Source organism: Streptomyces sp. BBFR51 (assembly GCF_044591655.1).
Lineage (GTDB): Bacteria > Actinomycetota > Actinomycetes > Streptomycetales > Streptomycetaceae > Streptomyces.
Map to the genome: position 1 here is coordinate 5,243,981 of NZ_CP172448.1, position 19,751 is coordinate 5,263,731.

Genomic DNA, 19,751 nt, shown 5'->3' on the forward strand with positions numbered 1-19,751 from the left:
ATGCGGATGCGTACGACCACCGCCGTCGCGTCGGCGGCCGCGCTGACGCTGCTGACCGGCTGTGGCGCCGCCGACATGACCAAGCAGGCGTCCCCGTTCGCCAACGCCCAGGGCGCCAAGACCGTCACCCTGTCCGTGCAGTCCTGGGTCGGCGCCCAGGCCAACGTGGCCGTCGCCCAGTACCTGCTCGAACACGAGCTGGGCTACCGCGTCGACACCGTCCAGGTCGACGAGGTCCCCGCCTGGGACGCGCTCAGCCAGGGCCGCGTCGACGCCATCCTGGAGGACTGGGGCCACCCCGAGCAGGAACAGCGCTACGTCGAGGACAAGAAGACCATCGCCCCCGGCGGCGACCTCGGCGTCACCGGGCACATCGGCTGGTTCGTCCCGACGTACTTCGCGAAGAAGCACCCGGACGTGACGAACTGGAAGAACCTCGACAAGTACGCCGACCTGCTGCGCACCGCCGAGAGCGGCGGCAAGGGCCAGCTGCTGGACGGCTCCCCGTCCTACGTCACCAACGACAAGGCGCTGGTGAAGAACCTCGACCTGGACTACCAGGTCGTCTTCGCGGGCTCCGAGGCCGCCCAGATCACCCAGATGCAGCAGTTCGCCAAGGAGAAGAAGCCCTTCCTGAGCTACTGGTACACCCCCCAGTGGCTGTTCGAGAAGGTCCCGATGACCGAGGTGAAGCTGCCGCCGTACAAGGAGGGCTGCGACGCCGACCCGGCGAAGGTCGACTGCGCCTACCCGGTCACCCCGCTGCAGAAGTACCTCAACGCCGGCTTCGCGAAGGACGGCGGCAAGGCGGCAAAGTTCCTGAAGAAGTTCAAGTGGACGACCGAGGACCAGAACCAGGTCTCCCTGATGATTGCCGAGCAGAAGCTGCGGCCCGAGGAGGCGGCGAAGAAGTGGGTGGACGGCCACGAGTCCGTCTGGAAGAAGTGGCTGTCCTGACCGTCACTTTGCGAGCCGTGCCGCGAGCCGTTCCGCGATCTCCCGCACCGCACCTTCCGCGTGCCGCTGGAGACCCGGGCCGAACGTGATCCGGGTGGCCCCGAGTCCGCCGAGTTCGGTGGGCGAGGGGCCCTGCCCGGGCCGGGCGGCCACGTTCAGCGGCCCCTGGATGCCGGCCCGCAGCAGCGGCAGTACGGCGGTCGGGGCGCCGATCGGATACACGCAGTCGGCGCCCGCGGCGACGTAGGCCGCCGCCCGCTCGATCGCCGCCCCAGGATCGTCGACGCCCCTGATGAACGTGTCGATCCGGGCGTTGAGGAAGAGCCGGTCGCCGGCCGCGTCCCGCACCTCGGCCAGCCACCCGGCTTGCTCCACCGGGTCCTTGAGCACCCCGTCCGCGGAGTCCTCGAGGTTGCAGCCCACGGCCCCCGCCTCGAGCAGCCGCTCCACCAGCTCCTTGGGCGCGAGTCCGTACCCGCCCTCGACGTCCGCCGACACGGGCACGTCCACGGCGCGCACGATCCGCGCGAGGGCCGCGAACATCTCGTCGGCCGGCGTCGCCCCGTCCTCGTACCCGAGCGAGGCCGCCACCCCGGCGCTCGGTGTCGCCAGCGCCGGGAACCCGGCCTCCGCGAACACCCGGGCGCTCGCCGCGTCCCAGGGGCCGGGCAGTACGAGGGGATCGTCCGGGACCCGGCCGTGGTGCAGGGCGCGAAAGGCGGCGGCGTGACTCACGGTGTGTAACCCCCCGGTGGGACGCGGCGGCTGACCATCAGCCGGTTCCAGCTGTTGATGACGGTGATCACCCCGATGAGGTGGGCCAGTTCACCGTCGGTGAAGTGTACGGCGGCCCGCTCGTACACCTCGTCCGGCACGAAGCCCTCGGTGAGGACCGTCATCGCCTCGGTCAGCGCGAGCGCGGCCCGCTCCCGCCCGTCGTACAGGTCCCCGGCCTCCTCCCAGGCGGCGAGCAGGCCGAGCCGCTCCTCGCTCTCCCCGTTCTTGCGGGCCAGGGTGAGGTGCATGTCGAGGCAGAAGGCGCAGTGGTTGAGCTGCGAGGCGCGGATCATCACCAGCTCGGCGAGCGCGGGCTCGCCGAGCCCCTTCTTGGCCGCCGCGCTCAGCGCCGACAGGGCCTGCCCGACCTCCCGGTCCAGGCGCTGGGTGCGGGCCGTCACGCGTGCTGCCCGGGCGTGTAGTGGCCCGGCGTCATCCGGCAGGTCACGCCGAACCGGTTCCAGGCGTTGATCGCCGTGATCGCGGCGATCAGCTGCGCCAGCTCCGGCTCGTCGAAGTGCCTGGCGGCCTTCTCGTACACCTCGTCCGGCACGAAGCCGTCGGTCAGCACGGTGACCGCCTCGGTCAGCTCGATCGCCGCCAGTTCCTTGTCCGTGTAGAAGTGCCGCGACTCCTCCCAGGCGGCCAGCTGCACGATCCGCTCCACGCTCTCCCCGGCCGCGAGGGCGTCCTTGGTGTGCATGTCGAGGCAGAACGCGCAGTGGTTGATCTGCGAGGCGCGGATCTTCACCAGCTCGTACAGCGTCGGGTCCACGCCCCGCTTGGCGGCGGTCTCGAGCCGGAGCATCGCCTTGTAGACCTCGGGCGCGTGCTGGGACCAGTTCAGCCGGACGGGCAGCTCGGAGGCGTAGCCCGTGCCCTTCGTGGCATCGGACTTCGTGTCATCGGTGTGCGTGTCATCGGTGTGCGTGGTCATGTCTCGACCCTAGGAAGGAAGCAGCCCAGGAGTATGGTCCATTTCCATGGGTAGATCATGGGCCACTCTGGGCGTCGACCTGCATCTGGAACCCACCGGAGGGGGCCTGCGCCGCGGCCTCACCGACGCCCTGCGCGAGGCCGTCCGCACCGGCCGCCTCGCCCCCGGCACCCGGCTGCCCTCCTCCCGTACCCTCGCCGCCGACCTCGGCATCGCCCGCAACACCGTCGCCGACGCCTACGCCGGCCTCGTCGCCGAGGGCTGGCTCACCGCACGCCAGGGCTCGGGCACCCGTGTCGCCGAGCGCGTCGTCGACCCGCCGGCCGGCGCCTCGGTCCGGCGCCCCCGGGTGCAGACCCGCCCCGCCCACGACCTGCGCCCCGGCACCCCCGACCTCGCCTCCTTCCCGCGCGCCGAGTGGCTCAGGGCCGCCCGCCGCGCCGTCACCGCCGCCCCCAACGACGCCCTCGGCTACGGCGACCCCCGCGGCAGGACCGAGCTGCGCACCGCGCTGGCCGGCTACCTCGCCCGGGCCCGCGGGGTGCGCGCCGACCCCGAGAGCCTGCTGGCCTGCGGCGGGGTCGCGCACGGCCTTGTGCTGCTGGCCGCCGTACTGCGGGCGCGCGGAGTGCACACCGTGGCCGTCGAGTCGTACGGCCTCCACGTCCACCGCGACCTGCTCACGAAGGCCGGGCTGCGCACCGTCGCGCTGCCCGTCGACGACCGGGGAGCGGCTCCCGGGGCGCTCGCGGACGCGGGTGCCGTGCTCCTCACCCCCGCCCACCAGTTCCCGATGGGCGTCCCCCTGCACCCCGACCGCAGGGCGGCCGTCGTGGACTGGGCCCGGCGCACCGGCGCCCTGGTCCTGGAGGACGACTACGACGGCGAGTTCCGCTACGACCGCCAGCCCGTCGGCGCCCTCCAGGGACTGGACCCCGACCGCGTCGTGTACCTGGGCACCGCCAGCAAGTCCCTCGCGCCCGCGCTGCGGCTGGGCTGGCTGGTGCTGCCGCCGTCGCTGGCCGAAGACGTCATGGACGGCATCGGGGGCCGCACCCCGGGCGTGCTCGACCAGCTGACCCTCGCGGAGTTCATCGACTCCGGCGACTACGACCGGCACGTCAGGTCCGCCCGGCTGCGCTACCGGCGCCGCCGCGACGCGCTGGTCGCCGCCCTCGCCGAGCGCGCGCCCCGGGTCCGCGTCACCGGCATCGCCGCCGGACTGCACGCCGTCCTCCGACTGCCGCCCGGCACCGAGCAGCAGGCCGTACGGGCCGCCGCCTGGCACGGGCTCGCGGTGCACGGCCTGTCCATGTTCCGGCACCCGCACGCGGCCGGCCCCCCGCAGGACGCCCTCGTCGTCGGCTACGGCACTCCCGCCGACCACGCCTGGGCGGGGGCACTCGACGCGCTGTGCCGGGCGCTGCCGTAAAGTCCACCCGCGACGGGGGCCGTACACGCGATCGGCCCAACTGTCGTACAACCGCACCGAACACGCGCGGACAACGGGGAGACAGGGACATGGCGGAGACCCGGCGACGGCTGCGGTCGAGCACGGTGGTGCTCGGCGGCATGGGAATGCTCGCGGCGGCGCTGAGCGCATGCGGTTCGGACCCCGACCGCCGCTGCGTGGACCGCGACAGCTACGACTACCTCAACGGCTACAAGGTCGTCGCCGACAAGAACTGCAAGTCGGGCTCCTCCGGCAGTTCCTCGGGCGGTTCGTACGGCAAGGGCGGCAAGAAGAAGACCGGCTCGTCGAGGTCCGTGGACGACGCCGACTGGTACTACGACGGCGACGTCGGCAACGGCTGGGCCGACTCCGGCACCTTCAGCCGGTCCGAGGCCGTCGACCGGGGCGGCTTCGGCTGCTCGGGCTCCGGCAGCGGCGGCGGCTGAGGCTGAGGAAGGCCATGGAACGCCGCACCACCGACCCCCGCCCCGGCTGGCAGCAGACCGTCGAGGAACAGGGCCTGATCTACCCCCTGACCCGCTACCCCGACGGCTCCCTGCGCCCCTACTGGGACGAGAGCGCCTACTACGTCTTCTCGCTGCCGGAGGTCGAGGCGCTGGAGGAGGTCGTCGAGGAGCTCCACCGCATGTGCCTGGCGGCCGCCGGGCACATCGTCACGCACGACCGCTTCACCGACCTCGGCATCACCGACCCGCGCGTCGTTCACGCCGTCACCGAGGCCTGGCACCGCCGTGCCGAACTTCCCTCCGTCTACGCCCGCTTCGACCTGCGCTACGACGGCACCGGACCCGCCAAGCTCCTGGAGTACAACGCGGACACCCCGACCTCGCTCGTCGAGGCGGCGTCCCCGCAGTGGTTCTGGATGGAGGACCGCTTCCCCGGCGCCGACCAGTGGAACAGCCTCCACGAGCGCCTCGTCGAGGCCTGGAAGAAGCAGGCCGCCCTCCTCCCGCCCGGCAACCCCCTGTACTTCGCGCACTCCTCGGACGACGAACTCGGCGAGGACCTCATGACGGTCGCCTACCTCAAGGAGACCGCCGAGCAGGCCGGTCTGGAGACCGACTGGATCTCCATGGAGGAGATCGGCTGGGACCGCCTGTCCGGCCGCTTCGTCGACAACAGGCTCCGCTTCATCCGCAGCCTCTTCAAGCTCTACCCCTGGGAGTGGCTCACCACCGACCGCTTCGCAGGCAACGTCCTGGACACCCTCGACAACGGCGGCGGCACCGGCACCACCCTGTGGATCGAGCCCGCCTGGAAGATGCTGCTCAGCAACAAGGCCCTGCTGGCGATCCTCTGGGAGCTGTACCCGGACCACCCGAACCTGCTGCCGGCCTATCTGGACGGCCCCCGCGAGCTGCCCCACAGCACCGGCTGGGTCGCCAAGCCCCTCCTGGGCCGCGAGGGCGCGGGCGTCACGATCCACGAGCCCGGCACCGACCCGACCCCACGCCCCGAACCCTGCTGCTACCAGGAGCTGGCCCCCCTCCCCGACTTCGACGGCAACCGGGTCGTCCTGGGTGCCTGGGTCGTGGAGAACGAGTCGGCGGGCCTGGGCATCCGGGAGTCGGCGGGCCTGGTGACGGACGAGTACGCGAGGTTCCTGCCCCACGTGATCCTTTAGGTGTCACCCGGGCCCTCCCGCATCCCGGACGCCCCGGCGCCGGCCCAACGCACCCGGTACGCTGACCACGGGCCGTGACTGGCGCGCTGGGATGGACGAACCATCGGGGAGCGGCCCTGGAAGAACACGTGCCGTGCGCCTGGGCCATACCGTGAACGCTGAACACAACGTCCGGAGGTCCCCGTGCCAGCAGAGCTTTCCCCCGAGTCCACCGCCTACCGCGCCGCCCTCGACGTGATCCGCCGCGTCGAGCCCCGCGTGGCCGACGCCATCGGCCAGGAGGTCGCCGACCAGCGCGAGATGCTCAAGCTGATCGCCTCGGAGAACTACGCCTCCCCGGCCACGCTCCTGGCGATGGGCAACTGGTTCAGCGACAAGTACGCCGAGGGCACCATCGGCCGCCGCTTCTACGCCGGCTGCCGCAACGTCGACACCGTCGAGGCCCTCGCCGCCGAGCACGCGCGCGAGCTGTTCGGCGCCCGCCACGCCTACGTCCAGCCGCACTCCGGCATCGACGCCAACCTGGTCGCCTTCTGGGCCGTCCTCGGCGCCCGCGTCGAGGTGCCCTTCCTGGAGAAGACCGGCGTCCGCCAGGTCAACGACCTGACCGACGCCGACTGGGCCGAGCTGCGCCACGCCTTCGGCAACCAGCGGATGCTCGGCATGTCCCTGGACGCCGGCGGCCACCTCACCCACGGCTTCCGCCCGAACATCTCCGGCAAGATGTTCGACCAGCGCTCCTACGGCACCGACCCGGCCACCGGCCTCATCGACTACGAGGCCCTGCGCGCCTCCGCCCGCGAGTTCAAGCCGCTGATCATCGTCGCGGGCTACTCCGCGTACCCCCGGCTGGTGAACTTCCGGATCATGCGCGAGATCGCCGACGAGGCCGGCGCGACCCTCATGGTCGACATGGCGCACTTCGCCGGCCTGGTCGCGGGCAAGGTCCTCACCGGCGACTTCGATCCGGTCCCGCACGCCCAGATCGTGACGACGACCACCCACAAGTCGCTGCGCGGCCCGCGCGGCGGCATGGTCCTGTGCGACGACTCCCTCAAGGACCAGGTCGACCGCGGCTGCCCGATGGTCCTCGGCGGCCCGCTCCCGCACGTCATGGCCGCCAAGGCCGTCGCCCTCGCCGAGGCCCGGCAGCCCTCCTTCCAGGACTACGCCCAGCGCATCGTCGACAACGCCCGCGCGCTCGCCGAGGGCCTGACGCGCCGCGGCGCCACCCTGGTGACCGGCGGCACGGACAACCACCTGAACCTGATCGACGTGGCGTCCTCCTACGGCCTCACCGGCCGTCAGGCGGAGGCAGCCCTCCTCGACTCCGGCATCGTCACCAACCGCAACGCCATCCCGGCCGACCCCAACGGCGCCTGGTACACCTCGGGCATCCGCATCGGCACCCCGGCGCTGACCACCCGTGGTCTGGGCACCGCCGAGATGGACGAGGTCGCGGGCCTGATCGACCGCGTCCTGACCTCGACGGAGCCCGGCACCACCAAGTCCGGTGCCCCGTCCAAAGCCTCCCACGTCCTCGACGCCAAGATCGCCGACGAGATCTCCCACCGCGCGACCGACCTGGTGGCGGGCTTCCCGCTGTACCCGGACATCGACCTCGGCTGACGTTCCCGACAGGTCGCTCTACAGATCGATCAGCTCCTGACGAGGCTCCCCGCGCGGCGGTCCGGCACGGTACCGGTCCGCCGCGCGGCGCATCAGCAGCGTCCCCGCGACGCCCGCCCCGAGCCCCGCTGCGGCCCACCACACCCCGTCCCGCCCGCCGCCGTCCCCTTCGCCTTCGGCACCGGTCCCGTCCGCCGCGAGGAAGCCCGCGTCGGCCAGCCGCTCGTAGGTGTCCCGCGGCACCCGATGCCAGCGGATGTCGTCGTCCGCCACGTCCGGCGCCGGATCGGTGCGCACCCACGGCGTGCCGTCCTCGGCCAGGAACAGCTGGTCCTGACGCAGCATCGCCACGTCCCCGCCCGGCGCCCGCTCCGTCTGCGGCCACCCCCCGACGCCGGTCAGCCCCCACAGCACCGTCAACCGCACCGGGGGACGGCTCTCCCGCGTCCAGTCCTCCGGGACCGGCTCGGTCTCCGAGCGCGACGGGTCGAGCAGGCTCCGCAGCCGGTCGAAGTCCCGCTCGCCCGCGTGCCAGGACGTGGTGCGCCCCGTCCCGGCCCACACGATCACCGCCACGTCCGGGTCCACCAGGGGCGCCGTACCGTCCGCCACCGCGGCCCCCGGCACCCCCGCCCACAGCATCGCGGCCATCGCCGTCGCCGCTCTCGCCCACCACCGCACCCCGTACCCCCTCCGTCCCCGCCCTTGTTACACCGCCGGGCCCGGAATGGAGCCCCCCTGTGCCGAACCAGTGCCCGAGCGCCCCGCGGAGCCTGAGAGAATGGTGAACATGGCCAACGAACGTCCGCGCGTGCTCTCCGGTATCCAGCCGACCTCCGGCTCGTTCCACCTCGGCAACTACCTCGGCGCCGTCCGCCAGTGGGTCGACATGCAGGACACCCACGACGCGTTCTACACGGTCGTCGACCTGCACGCGATCACGGTCCCGCAGGACCCGAGGGAGCTGCGCGAGAACACCCGCGTCGCCGTCGCCCAGCTTCTCGCGGCCGGCCTCGACCCGGACCGCTGCACCCTGTTCGTGCAGAGCCACGTCCCCGAGCACGCCCAGCTCGGCTGGCTGATGAACTGCATCACCGGTTTCGGCGAGGCGTCCCGGATGACGCAGTTCAAGGACAAGTCCGCCAAGCAGGGCAACGACCGCACCACCGTCGGCCTGTTCACCTACCCGATGCTGATGGTCGCCGACATCCTGCTCTACCAGGGCGACCAGGTCCCCGTCGGCGAGGACCAGCGCCAGCACCTGGAGCTGACCCGCGACCTCGCGGACCGCTTCAACCAGACCTACGGCGACACCTTCACCGTCCCGAGCGCGTACATCCTCAAGGAGACGGCGAAGGTCTACGACCTTCAGGACCCGACCGCCAAGATGAGCAAGTCGGCGGCCACCCCGAAGGGCCTGATCAACCTCCTCGACGAGCCGAAGGTCACCGCGAAGAAGGTGAAGAGCGCGGTCACGGACACCGACACCGTGGTCCGCTTCGACCGCGAGCACAAGCCCGGCGTCAGCAACCTGCTCACGATCTACTCCACCCTCACCGGCGCGGAGATCGCGGAGCTCGAGCAGAAGTACGAGGGCAAGGGCTACGGCGCGCTGAAGACGGACCTCGCCGACGTCGTCGTGGAGTTCGTCACGCCCTTCCGCGAGCGCACCCAGCAGTACCTGGACGACCCGGAGACGCTGGACGCGATCCTCGCCAAGGGGGCCGACAAGGCCAGGGCCGTCGCCGCCGAGACACTCGCCCGGGCGTACGACGTGGTGGGCTTCCTGCCCGCCAAGCACTGAGCGCCGGCGGCACCGGGGCCGCCGCCCCCCGCCGCCGTCCGTGCGCCCCGGCACGCCGCCGTAGCGCTGCACATCACTCCGGTTGCGCCTGCCCCGGGCGCGGTGGTGGCCGTACAGTCGATAACCGGGTGTCCGACACAGCGACACACAACGAGTGACACGTAACGACAGGAGACGAAGTGGGGACCGTAACGATCGGCGTGTCGATCGCGGTCCCGGAGCCTCACGGCAGCAAGCTCCAGCAGCTGCGCGCGGGCTTCGGCGACGCCGCCGCTCACGGCATCCCCACGCACGTCACCCTGCTGCCGCCGACCGAGGTCGACGGCGCCGCGCTGCCCGCGATCGAGGCGCACCTGGCGGAGGTGGCGGCGCGCGGCCGGCCCTTCCCGATGCGGCTGTCCGGCACCGGGACCTTCCGTCCGCTCTCACCCGTCGTCTTCGTCCAGGTGGTCGAGGGCGCCGCGGCCTGCTCCTGGCTGCAGAAGCGGGTGCGCGACGCGTCCGGCCCGATGCCCCGCGAACTGCAGTTCCCGTACCACCCGCACGTCACCGTGGCACACGGCATCGAGGAAGCGGCGATGGACCGCGCCTACGAGGAGCTGTCCGACTACGAGGCGCAGTGGCCCTGCACCGGCTTCGCGCTGTACGAGCAGGGCCCCGACGCGGTGTGGCGCAAGCTGCGCGAGTTCCCCTTCGGCAGCGCCACGGTGCCCCCGCAGGCAGGGCGTGTCGAGAGCGGCACCCTGCCCACCCGGTAGGGGCTCACCTCACACCGGCAGCCGGCGGAACACCGTCCGGGGCAGGTGCCGCAGCGCCGACATCACCACCCGCAGCGCGCCCGGCACCCACACCGTCTCCGAGCGCCGCCGCAGCCCCAGCTCGATCGCCGTGGCGACCGCCTCGGGCGTCGTGGCGAGCGGCGCCTCCTCCATCCCCTCGGTCATCCGCGACCGCACGAACCCGGGGCGTACGACCATGACGTGCACGCCCGTGCCGTGCAGCGCGTCGCCCAGGCCCTGCGCGAAGGCGTCCAGGCCGGCCTTGCTGGAGCCGTAGATGAAGTTGGCGCGGCGCGCCCGCTCACCGGCCACCGAGGACAGCACCACCAGGGAGCCGTGGCCCTGCGCCTGGAGCGCACGCGCGCTGACCAGGCCCGTCGAGACCGCGCCGGTGTAGTTGGTCTGCGCGACCCGCACCGCGTTCAGCGGCTCGCGCTCGTCGTGCGCCTGGTCGCCCAGGATGCCGAAGGCGAGCAGCACCAGGTCGATGTCGCCCTCGGCGAACACCTTGCCGAGCGCCGCCTCGTGGGACTCGGGGTCCAGCGCGTCGAAGGCGACGGTGCGCACCTCGGCGCCGAGGCCGCGCAGCTGCTCGGCGGCCGCGTCCAGGGCGGGGGAGGGGCGGCCGGCCAGCCACACCGTGCGGGTGCGGCGGGCCACCAGCCGGCGCGCGGTGGCGAGCGCGATCTCGGACGTACCGCCGAGAACGAGAAGGGACTGAGGGATGCCGAAGGCGTCCTTCACGACAGCTCCAGAGGTCAGAGTCAGAGGTCAGAGGGCGAGGCGGCGGGCCAGGTCGGACACGAACACCCCGCGCGGGTCCAGTTCGGCGCGCAGTGCGCGGAAGTCGTCCAGGCGCGGGTACATCGCGGCGAGCAGCTCCGGCCGCAGCCGGGAGTCCTTGGCGAGGTAGACCCGGCCGCCGGCCCCGGCGACCTCCTCGTCCAGCTCGTCCAGGAAGGCCCCCAGGCCCGGCAGGCCCGCCGGGATGTCCAGCGCCAGGGTCCAGCCGGGCACGGGAAAGGAGAGCCAGCCGGGGTCGGCCTCGCCGAACCGTTTGAGGACGGCCAGGAAGGACGGGCAGCGGCGGGTGGAGATGCGCCGCACGATCCGCCGCAGGGCCTCCTCCCGGCCGTGACCGACGACGAACTGGTACTGGACGAAGCCGCCGCGGCCGTAGATCCGGTTCCAGTGCGGGACGCCGTCCAGGGGGTGGAAGAAGGTGGGGATCCGCTGGAGCCGACCCCGGCCGGCCCGGGGTGCCTTGCGGTACCAGAGTTCGTTGAAGAGCCCCACCGTCGTCCGGCTGAGCAGTCCGCCCGGAAGGAAGTCGGGGGCCGCCGGGAGGCGCGAGGTGCGGAAGGCCAGCGGCTCCCGCCGGGCGCGCGAGCCGGCGGGCAGCGCGTCCAGGGGCGCGTGGTCGCCGCGGGTGAGCACCGCGCGGCCCGTCGTCGCACCGCGCGCGAGCAGGTCGATCCAGGCGACCGAGTAGCGGTAGCGGTGGTCGCCGGCCGTCAGCCGGGCCATCAGGTCGTCGAGGTCGGCGGCGCGCTCGGTGTCGACCGACATCAGCGCCGTCTCGACCGGCTGGAGCCGCAGCGTCGCCGTGAGGATCACCCCGGTCAGCCCCATGCCGCCGGCGGTCGCGTCGAACAGCGGGGTGCCCGGGGTGACGGTGCGGACCGCGCCGTCGGCCGTGAGCAGCTCCAGGGAGAGCACGTGCCGGGCGAAGGAGCCCGAGACGTGGTGGTTCTTGCCGTGGATGTCCGCGCCGATCGCCCCGCCGACCGTCACATAGCGGGTGCCGGGCGTCACCGGCACGAACCAGCCGAGCGGCAGCAGGACCTCCATCAGCCGGTGCAGGGAGATCCCCGCGTCGCAGAGCACGGTGCCGCCGCCGACGTCGATGGCGTGGACCCGGTCCAGGGCCGTCATGTCCAGCACGGCACCCCCCGCGTTCTGCGCGGCGTCCCCGTACGCCCGCCCCAGGCCCCTCGCGATGCCGCCCCGGGCCCCGCAGTCGCGGACGGCGACGGCGGCCTCCTCATAGGTCCGCGGGCGGATCATGCGGGCCGCGGTGGGCGCGGTGCGGCCCCAGCCGGTGACGGGACCCCAGCCGGCGTCGGGATCCGGGTCGGCGTCGGGAACGGTGTCGGCAGACATGCCGGTGACCGTATCGCCCCTATGTGAATGATTAGTTCCAAAACATTCAGCCCGTCCCTGAAACGGGTGATTAATGGTATGTCGCTCCGGAGTGCCGGACTTCCCGTGCCGCGGGCGTGAACAGTGAGTCCACATGGACGACCTCGACGACATGGACCACCGGATCGTCACCGCGCTCCGGGCCTGCGGCACGGACCCGCGCGTCGCCGGCGCCGCGCGTGCCCTGTCCTGGGCCGGGGAACACGGAGCGCTGTGGCTCGCGGCGGGCCTCGCCTCGGCCGCCGTGGACACGCCCCGGCGCACGGCCTGGCTGCGCGGCACCGCGCTCACCGCGGGCGCCCACCTCGTCAGCATGGGCGTGAAGCGCGTCGTGCGCCGCCCCCGCCCCGCGCACGTCGAACCCCTGGTGCGCACCGCGGGCCGGCACTCCTTCCCCAGCTCCCACGCCACCTCGGCCGCCGCGGCCGCCGTCGTCTTCGGCGCGCTCGGGGTGCGGGCCGCCTGGCCGCTCGCCGCCGCGGTGTGCGCCTCCCGGCTGGTCGTCGGCGTCCACTACCCCTCCGACGTCGCGGCGGGCGCCGCCCTGGGCGCGCTGACGGCCCGGCTCGGCACCGACTGGATGCGCGGAGGCACCCGTGACTGACACGGCCGTCCTGCGGCAACGCGCCCCGGAACAGCGGCGGGAGCCCGCGCCGCCGCGCCGGCGCATCCCGGCCGGCCTGCTCAGGACCGCACGCCCCCGCCAGTGGGTCAAGAACGTCCTGGTCGTCGCCGCCCCGGCCGCCGCGGGCGAGCTGTTCTCCACCCACGCCCTCGGCCGGCTCGCCCTGGTCTTCGTCCTCTTCACCGCCTGCGCCGCCGCCGTCTACCTCGTCAACGACGCCCGCGACGCCGAGGCCGACCGCGCCCACCCCGTCAAGCGGCACCGCCCGGTGGCCGCCGGGCAGGTCCCGGTGCCGCTCGCGTACGCCGTCGGGGGCGTCCTCGGCATCCTGGCGCCCGCCCTCGCGGCCTGGCTGTGCCCGCCGCCCGTCGCGGCCCTGCTGACCGCCTACCTCGTGATGCAACTGGCGTACTGCGTCAGCCTCAAGCACGTCCTGGTCGTCGACCTCGCCGTCGTCACCACCGGCTTCCTGATGCGGGCGATGATCGGCGGACTCGCGCTCGGCATCCCCCTGTCGCGCTGGTTCCTCATCACGACCGGCTTCGGCGCGCTGTTCATGGTCGCCGCCAAGCGCTACTCCGAAGCCGTGCAGATGGCCGAGAAGGCGGGTGCCACGCGCGCGTTGCTCACCGAGTACACCACCGGCTACCTCCGCTTCGTCTGGCAGCTCGCCGCCGGTGTCGCCGTCCTCGGCTACTGCCTGTGGGCCATGGAGGAGGGCGGCGTCCCGCACACCAGCGTGCTGCCCTGGCGCCAGCTGTCCATGGTCGCCTTCGTCCTCGCCGTCCTGCGCTACGCCGTCTTCGCCGACCGCGGCACCGCCGGCGAACCCGAGGACGTCGTCCTGCACGACCGCGCCCTCGCCCTGATCGGCGTGGTCTGGCTCGCGATGTACGGCCTGGCGGTGGCCAATTGGTAGCCGGCCGGCGCGAACTGCTGGGCTTCGCCTCCGTCGGCCTGCTCGCCTACGCCGTCGACCTCGCCCTCTTCACCTGCCTGCGCGGCCCGGCCGGCCTCGGACCACTCACCGCCAAGGCCCTGTCCTTCGTCGCCGGCTGCTCGGTCGCCTACGCGGGCAACGCGCTGGGCACCTACCGGCACACCCGCCCGCCCGGCCTGCGCCCCTACGTCGTGTTCTTCGCCGTGAACGCCGCCGGAGCCGCCGTACAGCTCCTGTGCCTGGCCGTCAGCCACTACGGCCTCGGCCTCACCTCGCAGCGCGCCGACACCGTCTCCGGCGCGGGGATCGGCATGGTCCTGGGCACGATCCTGCGCTTCTGGGGCACAAGAACACTGGTCTTCCGGCCCGTGGCCGAATCCGGTGACGGCACCGGCGGCGGATCCGGTGGCCGGACGGGATCATGGACCGGAACGAACGGGGGCAGGGTCGGATCATGGACTGGCTGAAGAAGCTCCCCGTCGTGGGGCCCTGGATCGCGCGCCTGATGACCACGCACGCGTGGCGCTCGTACGAGCGGCTCGACCGGGTGAAGTGGTCGCGGCTGGCCGCCGCCATGACCTTCACCAGCTTCGTCGCGCTCTTCCCGCTGCTCAGCCTGGCCGCCGCCGTCGCCGCCGCCACGCTCAGCGGGAAGCAGCAGGACCAGCTCCAGGACAAGCTCGCCGATCAGATCCCCGGCATCTCCGACCAGCTGAACATCCAGGGCCTGGTCGACAACGCCGGCACCGTCGGCCTCATCGCCGCCCTCCTGCTGCTGTTCACCGGCATGGGCTGGGTCGAGGCCACCCGGGGCTGTCTGCGCGCCGTGTGGGAGCTGCCCGACGAGGAGGAGAACCCGGTCCTGCACCGGGCCAAGGACGCGGGCGTCCTCGTCGGCCTCGGCGGCGCACTGCTGGTCACCGTCGCCATCTCCACCGTCGCCTCGGCGCTGGTCGGCTGGATCATCCGCTCGATCGGCCTCGCCGAGGGCGGCGTCGGCGGCATCCTGCTCTACGTCGCCGCCTTCGCGGTCGCCGTCCTCGCCGACTTCCTCCTGCTGCTCTACGTGCTGACCCTGCTCCCCGGCGTCCAGCCCGGGCGCCGCCGCCTGGTCGTCGCCGCGCTGATCGGCGCGGTCGGCTTCGAACTGCTGAAGCTGCTCCTCAGCGGCTACATGCAGGGCGTCGCCGCGAAGAGCATGTACGGCGCCTTCGGCGCCCCCGTCGCCCTGCTGCTGTGGATCAACTTCACCTCGAAGCTGGTGCTGTTCTGCGCCTCCTGGACGGCGACGGGCAGCAAGGAGCAGGAGCTGGGGGACGACGACGCGGGGGACGACGGCCCAGGGGACCACCGTGCCGGGGGCGGCCCGGACGTCAGGGACGGGTCCGGCGGCGGACCAGGTCCGGCAGCGGCCACTTCCGGTTGACCAGGAAGGCGCCGCCCGCGAGCAGCACCAGCACCCCGGCGGTGATGCCGGCCGCGACCCCGACCCCGCCACCGCCGTCCGTGGTCTGGGCGCCGGCCACCGGCTCGGTGCCCACAGCGCCCTTCCCGGTGCCGCCGGCCTCACCGGAGGCCTCGGGCGAGGGGCTCGCCTGCGCGGCGCTCTTCGGGCCCACCAGCTCGCCCACCGGCCGCGTCTTGCCGGCCGCCGCGAAGCCCCAGTCGAACAGGCGGGCGGTCTCCTTGTAGACCTCGTTGTGCTCGTCCTCCGCCGGGTTCATCACCGTGACGAGCAGCACCTTGCCGTCGCGCTCGGCGACGCCCGTGAAGGTGGCGCCCGCGTTGGTGGTGTTGCCGTTCTTCACACCCGCGATGCCCGGGTAGACCTCCACGTCCGAGTCGCCCGCCAGCAACCGGTTGGTGTTCTGGATCTCGAAGGGCTTGCGGGACGTCTTGCCCTTCTTGTCCTTCTTCGTCTCGCCCGGGAACTTGGCGCGGACCGTCGAGGCGTACTCGCGGAAGTCCTTCTTCTGCAGCCCCGAACGGGCGAACAGCGTGAGGTCGTACGCGGACGAGACCTGGTGCGGCGCGTCGTAGCCGTCCGGGCTGACCACGTTCGTGTCGAGGGCCTGCAACTCCTCGGCGTGCTCGTTCATGTCCTGGACGGTCTTCTCGACGCCGTCGTTCATCGCGGACAGCACGTGCACGGCGTCGTTGCCGGAGCGCAGGAAGACGCCGAGCCACAGGTCGTGGACGGTGTAGGTCTCCTCCTCCTTGATGCCCACCATGCTGGACCCGGCGCCGATGCCCGCGAGGTCGGAGACCTCGACCTTGTGCTTCGTGGTCTTCGGCCACTTCGGCAGCAGCGTGTCGGCGAACAGCATCTTCAGGGTGCTCGCCGGGGCCAGCCGCCAGTGCGCGTTGTGGGCGGCCAGCACGTCGCCCGACTCGGCGTCCGCCACGATCCACGAACGGGCGGTGAGGTCCTTCGGCAGCACGGGCGCCCCGCCCGCCAGGTCCACCTGCGTCCCGGGCTTCCCGAGCCGCGCACCGCCCACGATCGACATCGACGCCGGGGGAGTGGCCGACGGACTCCCCGACGGGCTGGGCGCGGCGAGCGCGGCGGGGGAGAGGAGGGCGAGAGCGGTCAGGGCGGCGGAGGTGACCGACAGGGATCGCCTGAGGGCCTTCTTGGGTGCGGGCACGAGCGGAAACGTACCCCCCGCAAGCGCCGCCTTCCCACCCCCCTCCCCACCCCGGGCACGAATCCGGACAGCCGCCGGAGATACTGAAACCATGAAGCTCAGCCGCCCCGTCTCCTGGTTCCTGCTCGCTTTCGGGGTGTGGAGCTGGATCATCTGGATCACTTTCGTTAAAAACCTGGTCAAGGACGGCAGCGGGCTCGCCTTCGAGGACGGCGACCCCACGGCGTACTTCTGGGTGCACCTGCTGCTCGCGGTCGTCTCCTTCGTATTGGGGACGGTCGTCGGGGTCATCGGGTTGCGCGGGCTGCGCGCACTGCGCCGAACGTCATAGGCGTCACGGACGTCACGGACGTCACAACCGAGGGGATACGACGGCATGGTGGTCGTCTTCGCGCTGGTCGCGTTGCTGGTGGTGGGCGTCCTCGTGGCGTCCAACTGGTACGTGTGGCGGCGCCTGTTCCGCGACACGACCAGCGCTCCGGGTCCCGTGCGCCGGATCGGCGCCGTGGTGATCGCCGGGGGCTGGCTGCTGGCGGTCGGGGCGCTGGTCGCCGAGCGTGCGGGCGCCCCGTTCTGGCTCCAGCGGGTGCTGGCCTGGCCGGGGTTCCTGTGGCTGGCCCTGTCGATCTACCTGCTGCTCGCGGTGCTCGCGGGCGAGGTCGTCCGGCCGCTGCTGCGGATGTTCCTGGAGCGCCGGGCCGCGCGGCGGACGCGGGCGCGGCCGTCCGTGTCCCCGGCCGCGGACACGGAGCGCATACCGGCCGGAACGGCCCCGCCGAAGACACCCGGGACGCCCGAGTCGTCCGCCTCCGACGGCGCCCCCGACGGTCCTGAGAGCGTGCCCCCGAGCCCCCTCGCCGTCCCCTCCCGCCGCCTGTTCGTCTCCCGCGTCGTCGCCGGTGCCGCGGCTGCGGCGGCCGTGGGAACGGTCGGCTACGGCACGTACGGCGTGCTGAGCGGCCCGAAGGTGAAGCGGGTGACCGTGCCGCTGGCCAAGCTCCCGCGCGCTGCGCACGGTTTCCGTATCGCCGTCGTCAGCGACATCCATCTCGGCCCGGTGCTCGGCCGCGGTTTCGCGCAGCAGGTCGTCGACACGATCAACTCCACGCAGCCCGACCTCGTCGCCGTCGTCGGCGACCTGGTCGACGGCAGCGTGAAGGACCTCGGCCCGGCCGCCGCCCCGCTGGCCCGGCTGAAGGCCCGGCACGGCGCGTACTTCGTCACCGGCAACCACGAGTACTTCTCCGGCGCCGAGGCGTGGGTCGCCGAGGTACGGCGGCTCGGCCTGCTCCCGCTGGAGAACGCCCGCACCGAGCTGCCCCACTTCGACCTCGCCGGCGTCAACGACGTGGCGGGCGAGGACGAGGGCCAGGGCCCCGACTACGCCAGGGCCCTCGGCGACCGGGACCGCTCCCGCGCGTGTGTGCTGCTCGCCCATCAGCCGGTGCAGATCCACGACGCCGTCGACCACGGCGTCGACCTCCAGCTCTCCGGACACACCCACGGCGGCCAGCTCTGGCCGGGCAACCTCATCGCGGGCGCCGCCAACCCGACGCTGGCGGGCCTGGAGCGCTACGGCGACACCCAGCTGTACGTCAGCCGCGGCGCGGGCGCCTGGGGCCCGCCCACGCGCGTGGGGGCGCCCTCGGACATCACGGTGATCGAGCTGGCGTCCCGTCAGGCCTGACCGGTGCTGTTCCCGGCCGCCCGGTCCCGCTTCCTCGCGGGGTCCGGGAAGGCGTTCGTCATCCCCGGCAGGAAGTCCGTGAACAGTTCGTGCACCTCGCGCACCAGCGGGCGCAGCACCCGGAAGCGGGCCAGCACGACGCCCCGCGCGGTGAGCCGGGCACCGCGTTCGGCGAGGCGGTAGCTGCGCTCGCGTCCCTCGGTGCGGTCGAAGATCCAGTACAGGACCAGGCCCATCTGGGAGAGCCACATCAGCTCGGGCAGGATGTCCCGCAGATCCTCGGGCACCTTGGTCTTCGCGCCGGCGAGCACCGCGCGGTGGATGCTGATGGCCTCCACGCGCGCGTGCTCGGACTCCGGGGAGAAGGGGCTGAGCGGGCTGTCGGGGTCGGCGGCGTTCTTGAAGAACTGCACCGCGAACTCGTGGTACGGCGTGGCGATGTCCAGCCACACCTTGAGCACGCCCGCCAGCCGTGCCTCCAGGTCGGTCTCCTTGGCCAGGACCTCGCGGACCGCCGCCTGGTGCTCGGCGGCGATCCGGTCGTAGAAGCCCTGGATCAGGTGCTCCTTGCCGGCGAAGTAGTAGTACGCGTTGCCGACGGAGACCCCGGCCTCCTGGGCGATGGCCCGCATCGTCGTCCGGTCGTAGCCGCGTTCCTGGAACAGCCGCATGGCCGTCTCCAGGATCAGTGCGCGGGTCTGTTCGGACTTGCTGAGGTGGGCGCCGTCGTCGGGGCCGTCGTTGGTCGCAGGCACGGGTCCAGAGCCTATCGAGTGGTGCAGGTGCCGTCGTCACACCCGGGTCCGGCGTACCTCCACCCGAGCCCCGGCTCGTAGACCCAGCCGTCGGCGCGGCGGTACCCCTTGCCGCCCCACTGCCGCTGCCCGCCCCGCCACTTGGCGGCGGCCAGGACGACCCCGCGGGCCATCACGGCACCGGCGGGGGTGCTGAGCCGGTGGGCGAGCGCACGGTGCTCGCGCAGCGCCCACAGGACGACGATCCAGGCGGCGGCGCCCCGGTAGACCTGGCCGGCGTCGCCCACGGCGGTGACCTCTTCGAGGGTGGCCCCGTGCTCGAGGCCGGGGAAGCGCCGGCGCGCCTCGTCGGACGCGGCCGGGACCAGCTCCAGCGGCACCAGCCGGGGCTGGCGTCGCAGCCAGTCCCGTACGTGGGTGCACAGGGAGCACTCGGCGTCGTAGAGGACGGTGAGCCGGCGCACGGGGGCGCCGGCCGTCGTCCCGGGAGCGGGAGCCATCGGCTCAGGCCCCGGCCGTCGGGGCCACCCAGCCCTGCGGCGGAACCGGCGGCACCTGCTCGCGCTCCATCATCCCGCGCCGCCGGATCTTGTTGAGCACGTACACGTTGCCCAGGTGCATCACGCCGAGCACCAGCAGCACCACACCGATCTTGGTCGAGAGCGCCTCGAAGATGCCCCGGGTGTCGGTGATGGTGTCGTCGCCGCTCAGGTAGAGGGCGACGAACCCGAGGTTCACGAGGTAGAAGCCGACCACCAGAAGGTGGTTGACGGCGTCGGCGAGCTTCTCGTTGCCGTGCAGTACGTCGGCCAGGAAGACCCGCCCGTTGCGGCTGAGCGTGCGGGCCACCCAGACGGTCAGGCCGATGCTGACGGCCAGGTAGATGACGTAGGCGATGACCGTGCGGTCCATG

Annotated in this window: 23 protein-coding genes and 1 riboswitch; of the genes, 13 read left to right on the forward strand and 10 right to left on the reverse strand. The window is 72.7% G+C overall.

Translation table 11 applies throughout. The features are described 5' to 3' along the window. Complete coding sequence (locus ACGH7X_RS24085; RefSeq protein WP_399887801.1) at positions 1-957, forward strand: ABC transporter substrate-binding protein; 957 nt, start codon at positions 1-3, stop codon at positions 955-957. Between the two features lie 3 nt (positions 958-960). Here ACGH7X_RS24085 and ACGH7X_RS24090 read toward each other — a convergent pair whose 3' ends face one another. The 3 genes from ACGH7X_RS24090 to ACGH7X_RS24100 are packed head-to-tail and all read right to left on the reverse strand — an operon-like array spanning position 961 to position 2,671. After that, positions 961-1,692: an isocitrate lyase/phosphoenolpyruvate mutase family protein gene (locus ACGH7X_RS24090; protein WP_399887803.1), complete on the reverse strand. Its 732-nt coding sequence runs from the start codon at positions 1,690-1,692 to the stop codon at positions 961-963. Continuing rightward, positions 1,689-2,135: a carboxymuconolactone decarboxylase family protein gene (locus tag ACGH7X_RS24095; RefSeq protein ID WP_399887805.1), complete on the reverse strand. Its 447-nt coding sequence runs from the start codon at positions 2,133-2,135 to the stop codon at positions 1,689-1,691. The genes ACGH7X_RS24090 and ACGH7X_RS24095 overlap by 4 nt, the downstream gene beginning before the upstream one ends. Further along, a complete protein-coding gene (locus ACGH7X_RS24100; protein ID WP_399887807.1) occupies positions 2,132-2,671 on the reverse strand; it encodes a carboxymuconolactone decarboxylase family protein in 540 nt (179 codons plus the stop codon). The genes ACGH7X_RS24095 and ACGH7X_RS24100 overlap by 4 nt, the downstream gene beginning before the upstream one ends. 46 nt (positions 2,672-2,717) lie before the next feature. On the opposite strand from ACGH7X_RS24100, the gene ACGH7X_RS24105 reads away from it, so the two are divergent. The 4 genes from ACGH7X_RS24105 (at position 2,718) to ACGH7X_RS24120 (ending at position 7,398) form a co-directional block, all read left to right on the forward strand. Beyond that, positions 2,718-4,103: a PLP-dependent aminotransferase family protein gene (locus ACGH7X_RS24105; protein WP_399887809.1), complete on the forward strand. Its 1,386-nt coding sequence runs from the start codon at positions 2,718-2,720 to the stop codon at positions 4,101-4,103. An 89-nt stretch (positions 4,104-4,192) separates the two neighbouring features. After that, positions 4,193-4,570 (forward strand): hypothetical protein, encoded by a 378-nt coding sequence (locus tag ACGH7X_RS24110; protein ID WP_399887810.1) that lies wholly within the window; start codon positions 4,193-4,195, stop codon positions 4,568-4,570. A gap of 14 nt (positions 4,571-4,584) precedes the next feature. Then, positions 4,585-5,769, forward strand: a complete 1,185-nt coding sequence (locus ACGH7X_RS24115; protein ID WP_399887812.1) for a glutathionylspermidine synthase family protein — start codon at positions 4,585-4,587, stop codon at positions 5,767-5,769. Between the two features lie 64 nt (positions 5,770-5,833). After that, positions 5,834-5,921, forward strand: a riboswitch (ZMP/ZTP riboswitch). Positions 5,922-5,952: 31 nt separating this feature from the next. Continuing rightward, the gene (locus ACGH7X_RS24120) at positions 5,953-7,398 is read left to right on the forward strand and encodes a glycine hydroxymethyltransferase (RefSeq protein ID WP_399887814.1); all 1,446 of its coding nucleotides are present in this window, start codon (positions 5,953-5,955) and stop codon (positions 7,396-7,398) included. Positions 7,399-7,416: 18 nt separating this feature from the next. Here the strand turns inward: ACGH7X_RS24120 and ACGH7X_RS24125 are convergent, their stop codons facing one another. Continuing rightward, complete coding sequence (locus ACGH7X_RS24125) at positions 7,417-8,079, reverse strand: hypothetical protein (RefSeq protein WP_399887816.1); 663 nt, start codon at positions 8,077-8,079, stop codon at positions 7,417-7,419. A gap of 103 nt (positions 8,080-8,182) precedes the next feature. Here ACGH7X_RS24125 and trpS point away from each other — a divergent pair, with 103 nt between their 5' ends. Beyond that, entirely contained in the window at positions 8,183-9,202 is a 1,020-nt protein-coding gene (trpS, locus tag ACGH7X_RS24130; protein WP_399897305.1) for a tryptophan--tRNA ligase, read from the forward strand. Positions 9,203-9,381: 179 nt separating this feature from the next. Continuing rightward, positions 9,382-9,960, forward strand: a complete 579-nt coding sequence (locus ACGH7X_RS24135) for a 2'-5' RNA ligase family protein (protein ID WP_399887818.1) — start codon at positions 9,382-9,384, stop codon at positions 9,958-9,960. A 9-nt stretch (positions 9,961-9,969) separates the two neighbouring features. Here the strand turns inward: ACGH7X_RS24135 and ACGH7X_RS24140 are convergent, their stop codons facing one another. Together ACGH7X_RS24140 and ACGH7X_RS24145 are read right to left on the reverse strand one after the other, a co-directional pair. Continuing rightward, positions 9,970-10,725: a decaprenylphospho-beta-D-erythro-pentofuranosid-2-ulose 2-reductase gene (locus ACGH7X_RS24140; protein WP_399887820.1), complete on the reverse strand. Its 756-nt coding sequence runs from the start codon at positions 10,723-10,725 to the stop codon at positions 9,970-9,972. A gap of 27 nt (positions 10,726-10,752) precedes the next feature. Continuing rightward, complete coding sequence (locus ACGH7X_RS24145; RefSeq protein ID WP_399887822.1) at positions 10,753-12,144, reverse strand: FAD-binding protein; 1,392 nt, start codon at positions 12,142-12,144, stop codon at positions 10,753-10,755. Between the two features lie 133 nt (positions 12,145-12,277). On the opposite strand from ACGH7X_RS24145, the gene ACGH7X_RS24150 reads away from it, so the two are divergent. Genes ACGH7X_RS24150 through ACGH7X_RS24165 form a run of 4 tightly spaced genes read left to right on the forward strand, consistent with a single transcriptional unit; the run spans position 12,278 to position 15,174 of the window. Further along, the gene (locus tag ACGH7X_RS24150; RefSeq protein WP_399887824.1) at positions 12,278-12,787 is read left to right on the forward strand and encodes a phosphatase PAP2 family protein; all 510 of its coding nucleotides are present in this window, start codon (positions 12,278-12,280) and stop codon (positions 12,785-12,787) included. Continuing rightward, positions 12,780-13,727 (forward strand): decaprenyl-phosphate phosphoribosyltransferase, encoded by a 948-nt coding sequence (locus ACGH7X_RS24155; protein ID WP_399887826.1) that lies wholly within the window; start codon positions 12,780-12,782, stop codon positions 13,725-13,727. Before ACGH7X_RS24150 ends, ACGH7X_RS24155 begins: the two co-directional genes overlap by 8 nt. Continuing rightward, positions 13,721-14,215, forward strand: a complete 495-nt coding sequence (locus tag ACGH7X_RS24160; RefSeq protein ID WP_399887827.1) for a GtrA family protein — start codon at positions 13,721-13,723, stop codon at positions 14,213-14,215. The genes ACGH7X_RS24155 and ACGH7X_RS24160 overlap by 7 nt, the downstream gene beginning before the upstream one ends. Then, the gene (locus ACGH7X_RS24165) at positions 14,203-15,174 is read left to right on the forward strand and encodes a YihY/virulence factor BrkB family protein (RefSeq protein WP_399887829.1); all 972 of its coding nucleotides are present in this window, start codon (positions 14,203-14,205) and stop codon (positions 15,172-15,174) included. Before ACGH7X_RS24160 ends, ACGH7X_RS24165 begins: the two co-directional genes overlap by 13 nt. On the opposite strand, the gene ACGH7X_RS24170 is transcribed toward ACGH7X_RS24165, so the two are convergent. After that, complete coding sequence (locus ACGH7X_RS24170; RefSeq protein ID WP_399887831.1) at positions 15,122-16,396, reverse strand: D-alanyl-D-alanine carboxypeptidase family protein; 1,275 nt, start codon at positions 16,394-16,396, stop codon at positions 15,122-15,124. The two genes, ACGH7X_RS24165 and ACGH7X_RS24170, sit on opposite strands and share 53 nt — an antisense overlap. A gap of 91 nt (positions 16,397-16,487) precedes the next feature. On the opposite strand from ACGH7X_RS24170, the gene ACGH7X_RS24175 reads away from it, so the two are divergent. Both ACGH7X_RS24175 and ACGH7X_RS24180 read left to right on the forward strand, forming a co-directional pair. Further along, a complete protein-coding gene (locus tag ACGH7X_RS24175; protein WP_053135976.1) occupies positions 16,488-16,727 on the forward strand; it encodes an SCO4848 family membrane protein in 240 nt (79 codons plus the stop codon). A 45-nt stretch (positions 16,728-16,772) separates the two neighbouring features. Next, positions 16,773-18,083 (forward strand): metallophosphoesterase, encoded by a 1,311-nt coding sequence (locus ACGH7X_RS24180; RefSeq protein ID WP_399887834.1) that lies wholly within the window; start codon positions 16,773-16,775, stop codon positions 18,081-18,083. Here the strand turns inward: ACGH7X_RS24180 and ACGH7X_RS24185 are convergent. Genes ACGH7X_RS24185 through ACGH7X_RS24195 form a run of 3 tightly spaced genes read right to left on the reverse strand, consistent with a single transcriptional unit; the run spans position 18,074 to position 19,750 of the window. Then, positions 18,074-18,838 carry a TetR family transcriptional regulator gene (locus ACGH7X_RS24185; protein WP_399887836.1) on the reverse strand — a complete coding sequence of 255 codons (765 nt, stop codon included), beginning with the start codon at positions 18,836-18,838 and terminating at the stop codon, positions 18,074-18,076. The two genes, ACGH7X_RS24180 and ACGH7X_RS24185, sit on opposite strands and share 10 nt — an antisense overlap. Positions 18,839-18,849: 11 nt before the next feature. Beyond that, the gene (locus ACGH7X_RS24190) at positions 18,850-19,338 is read right to left on the reverse strand and encodes a thiol-disulfide oxidoreductase DCC family protein (RefSeq protein WP_399887838.1); all 489 of its coding nucleotides are present in this window, start codon (positions 19,336-19,338) and stop codon (positions 18,850-18,852) included. Positions 19,339-19,342: 4 nt separating this feature from the next. After that, a complete protein-coding gene (locus ACGH7X_RS24195) occupies positions 19,343-19,750 on the reverse strand; it encodes a hypothetical protein (protein ID WP_399887840.1) in 408 nt (135 codons plus the stop codon). Position 19,751: the final 1 nt, after the last annotated feature.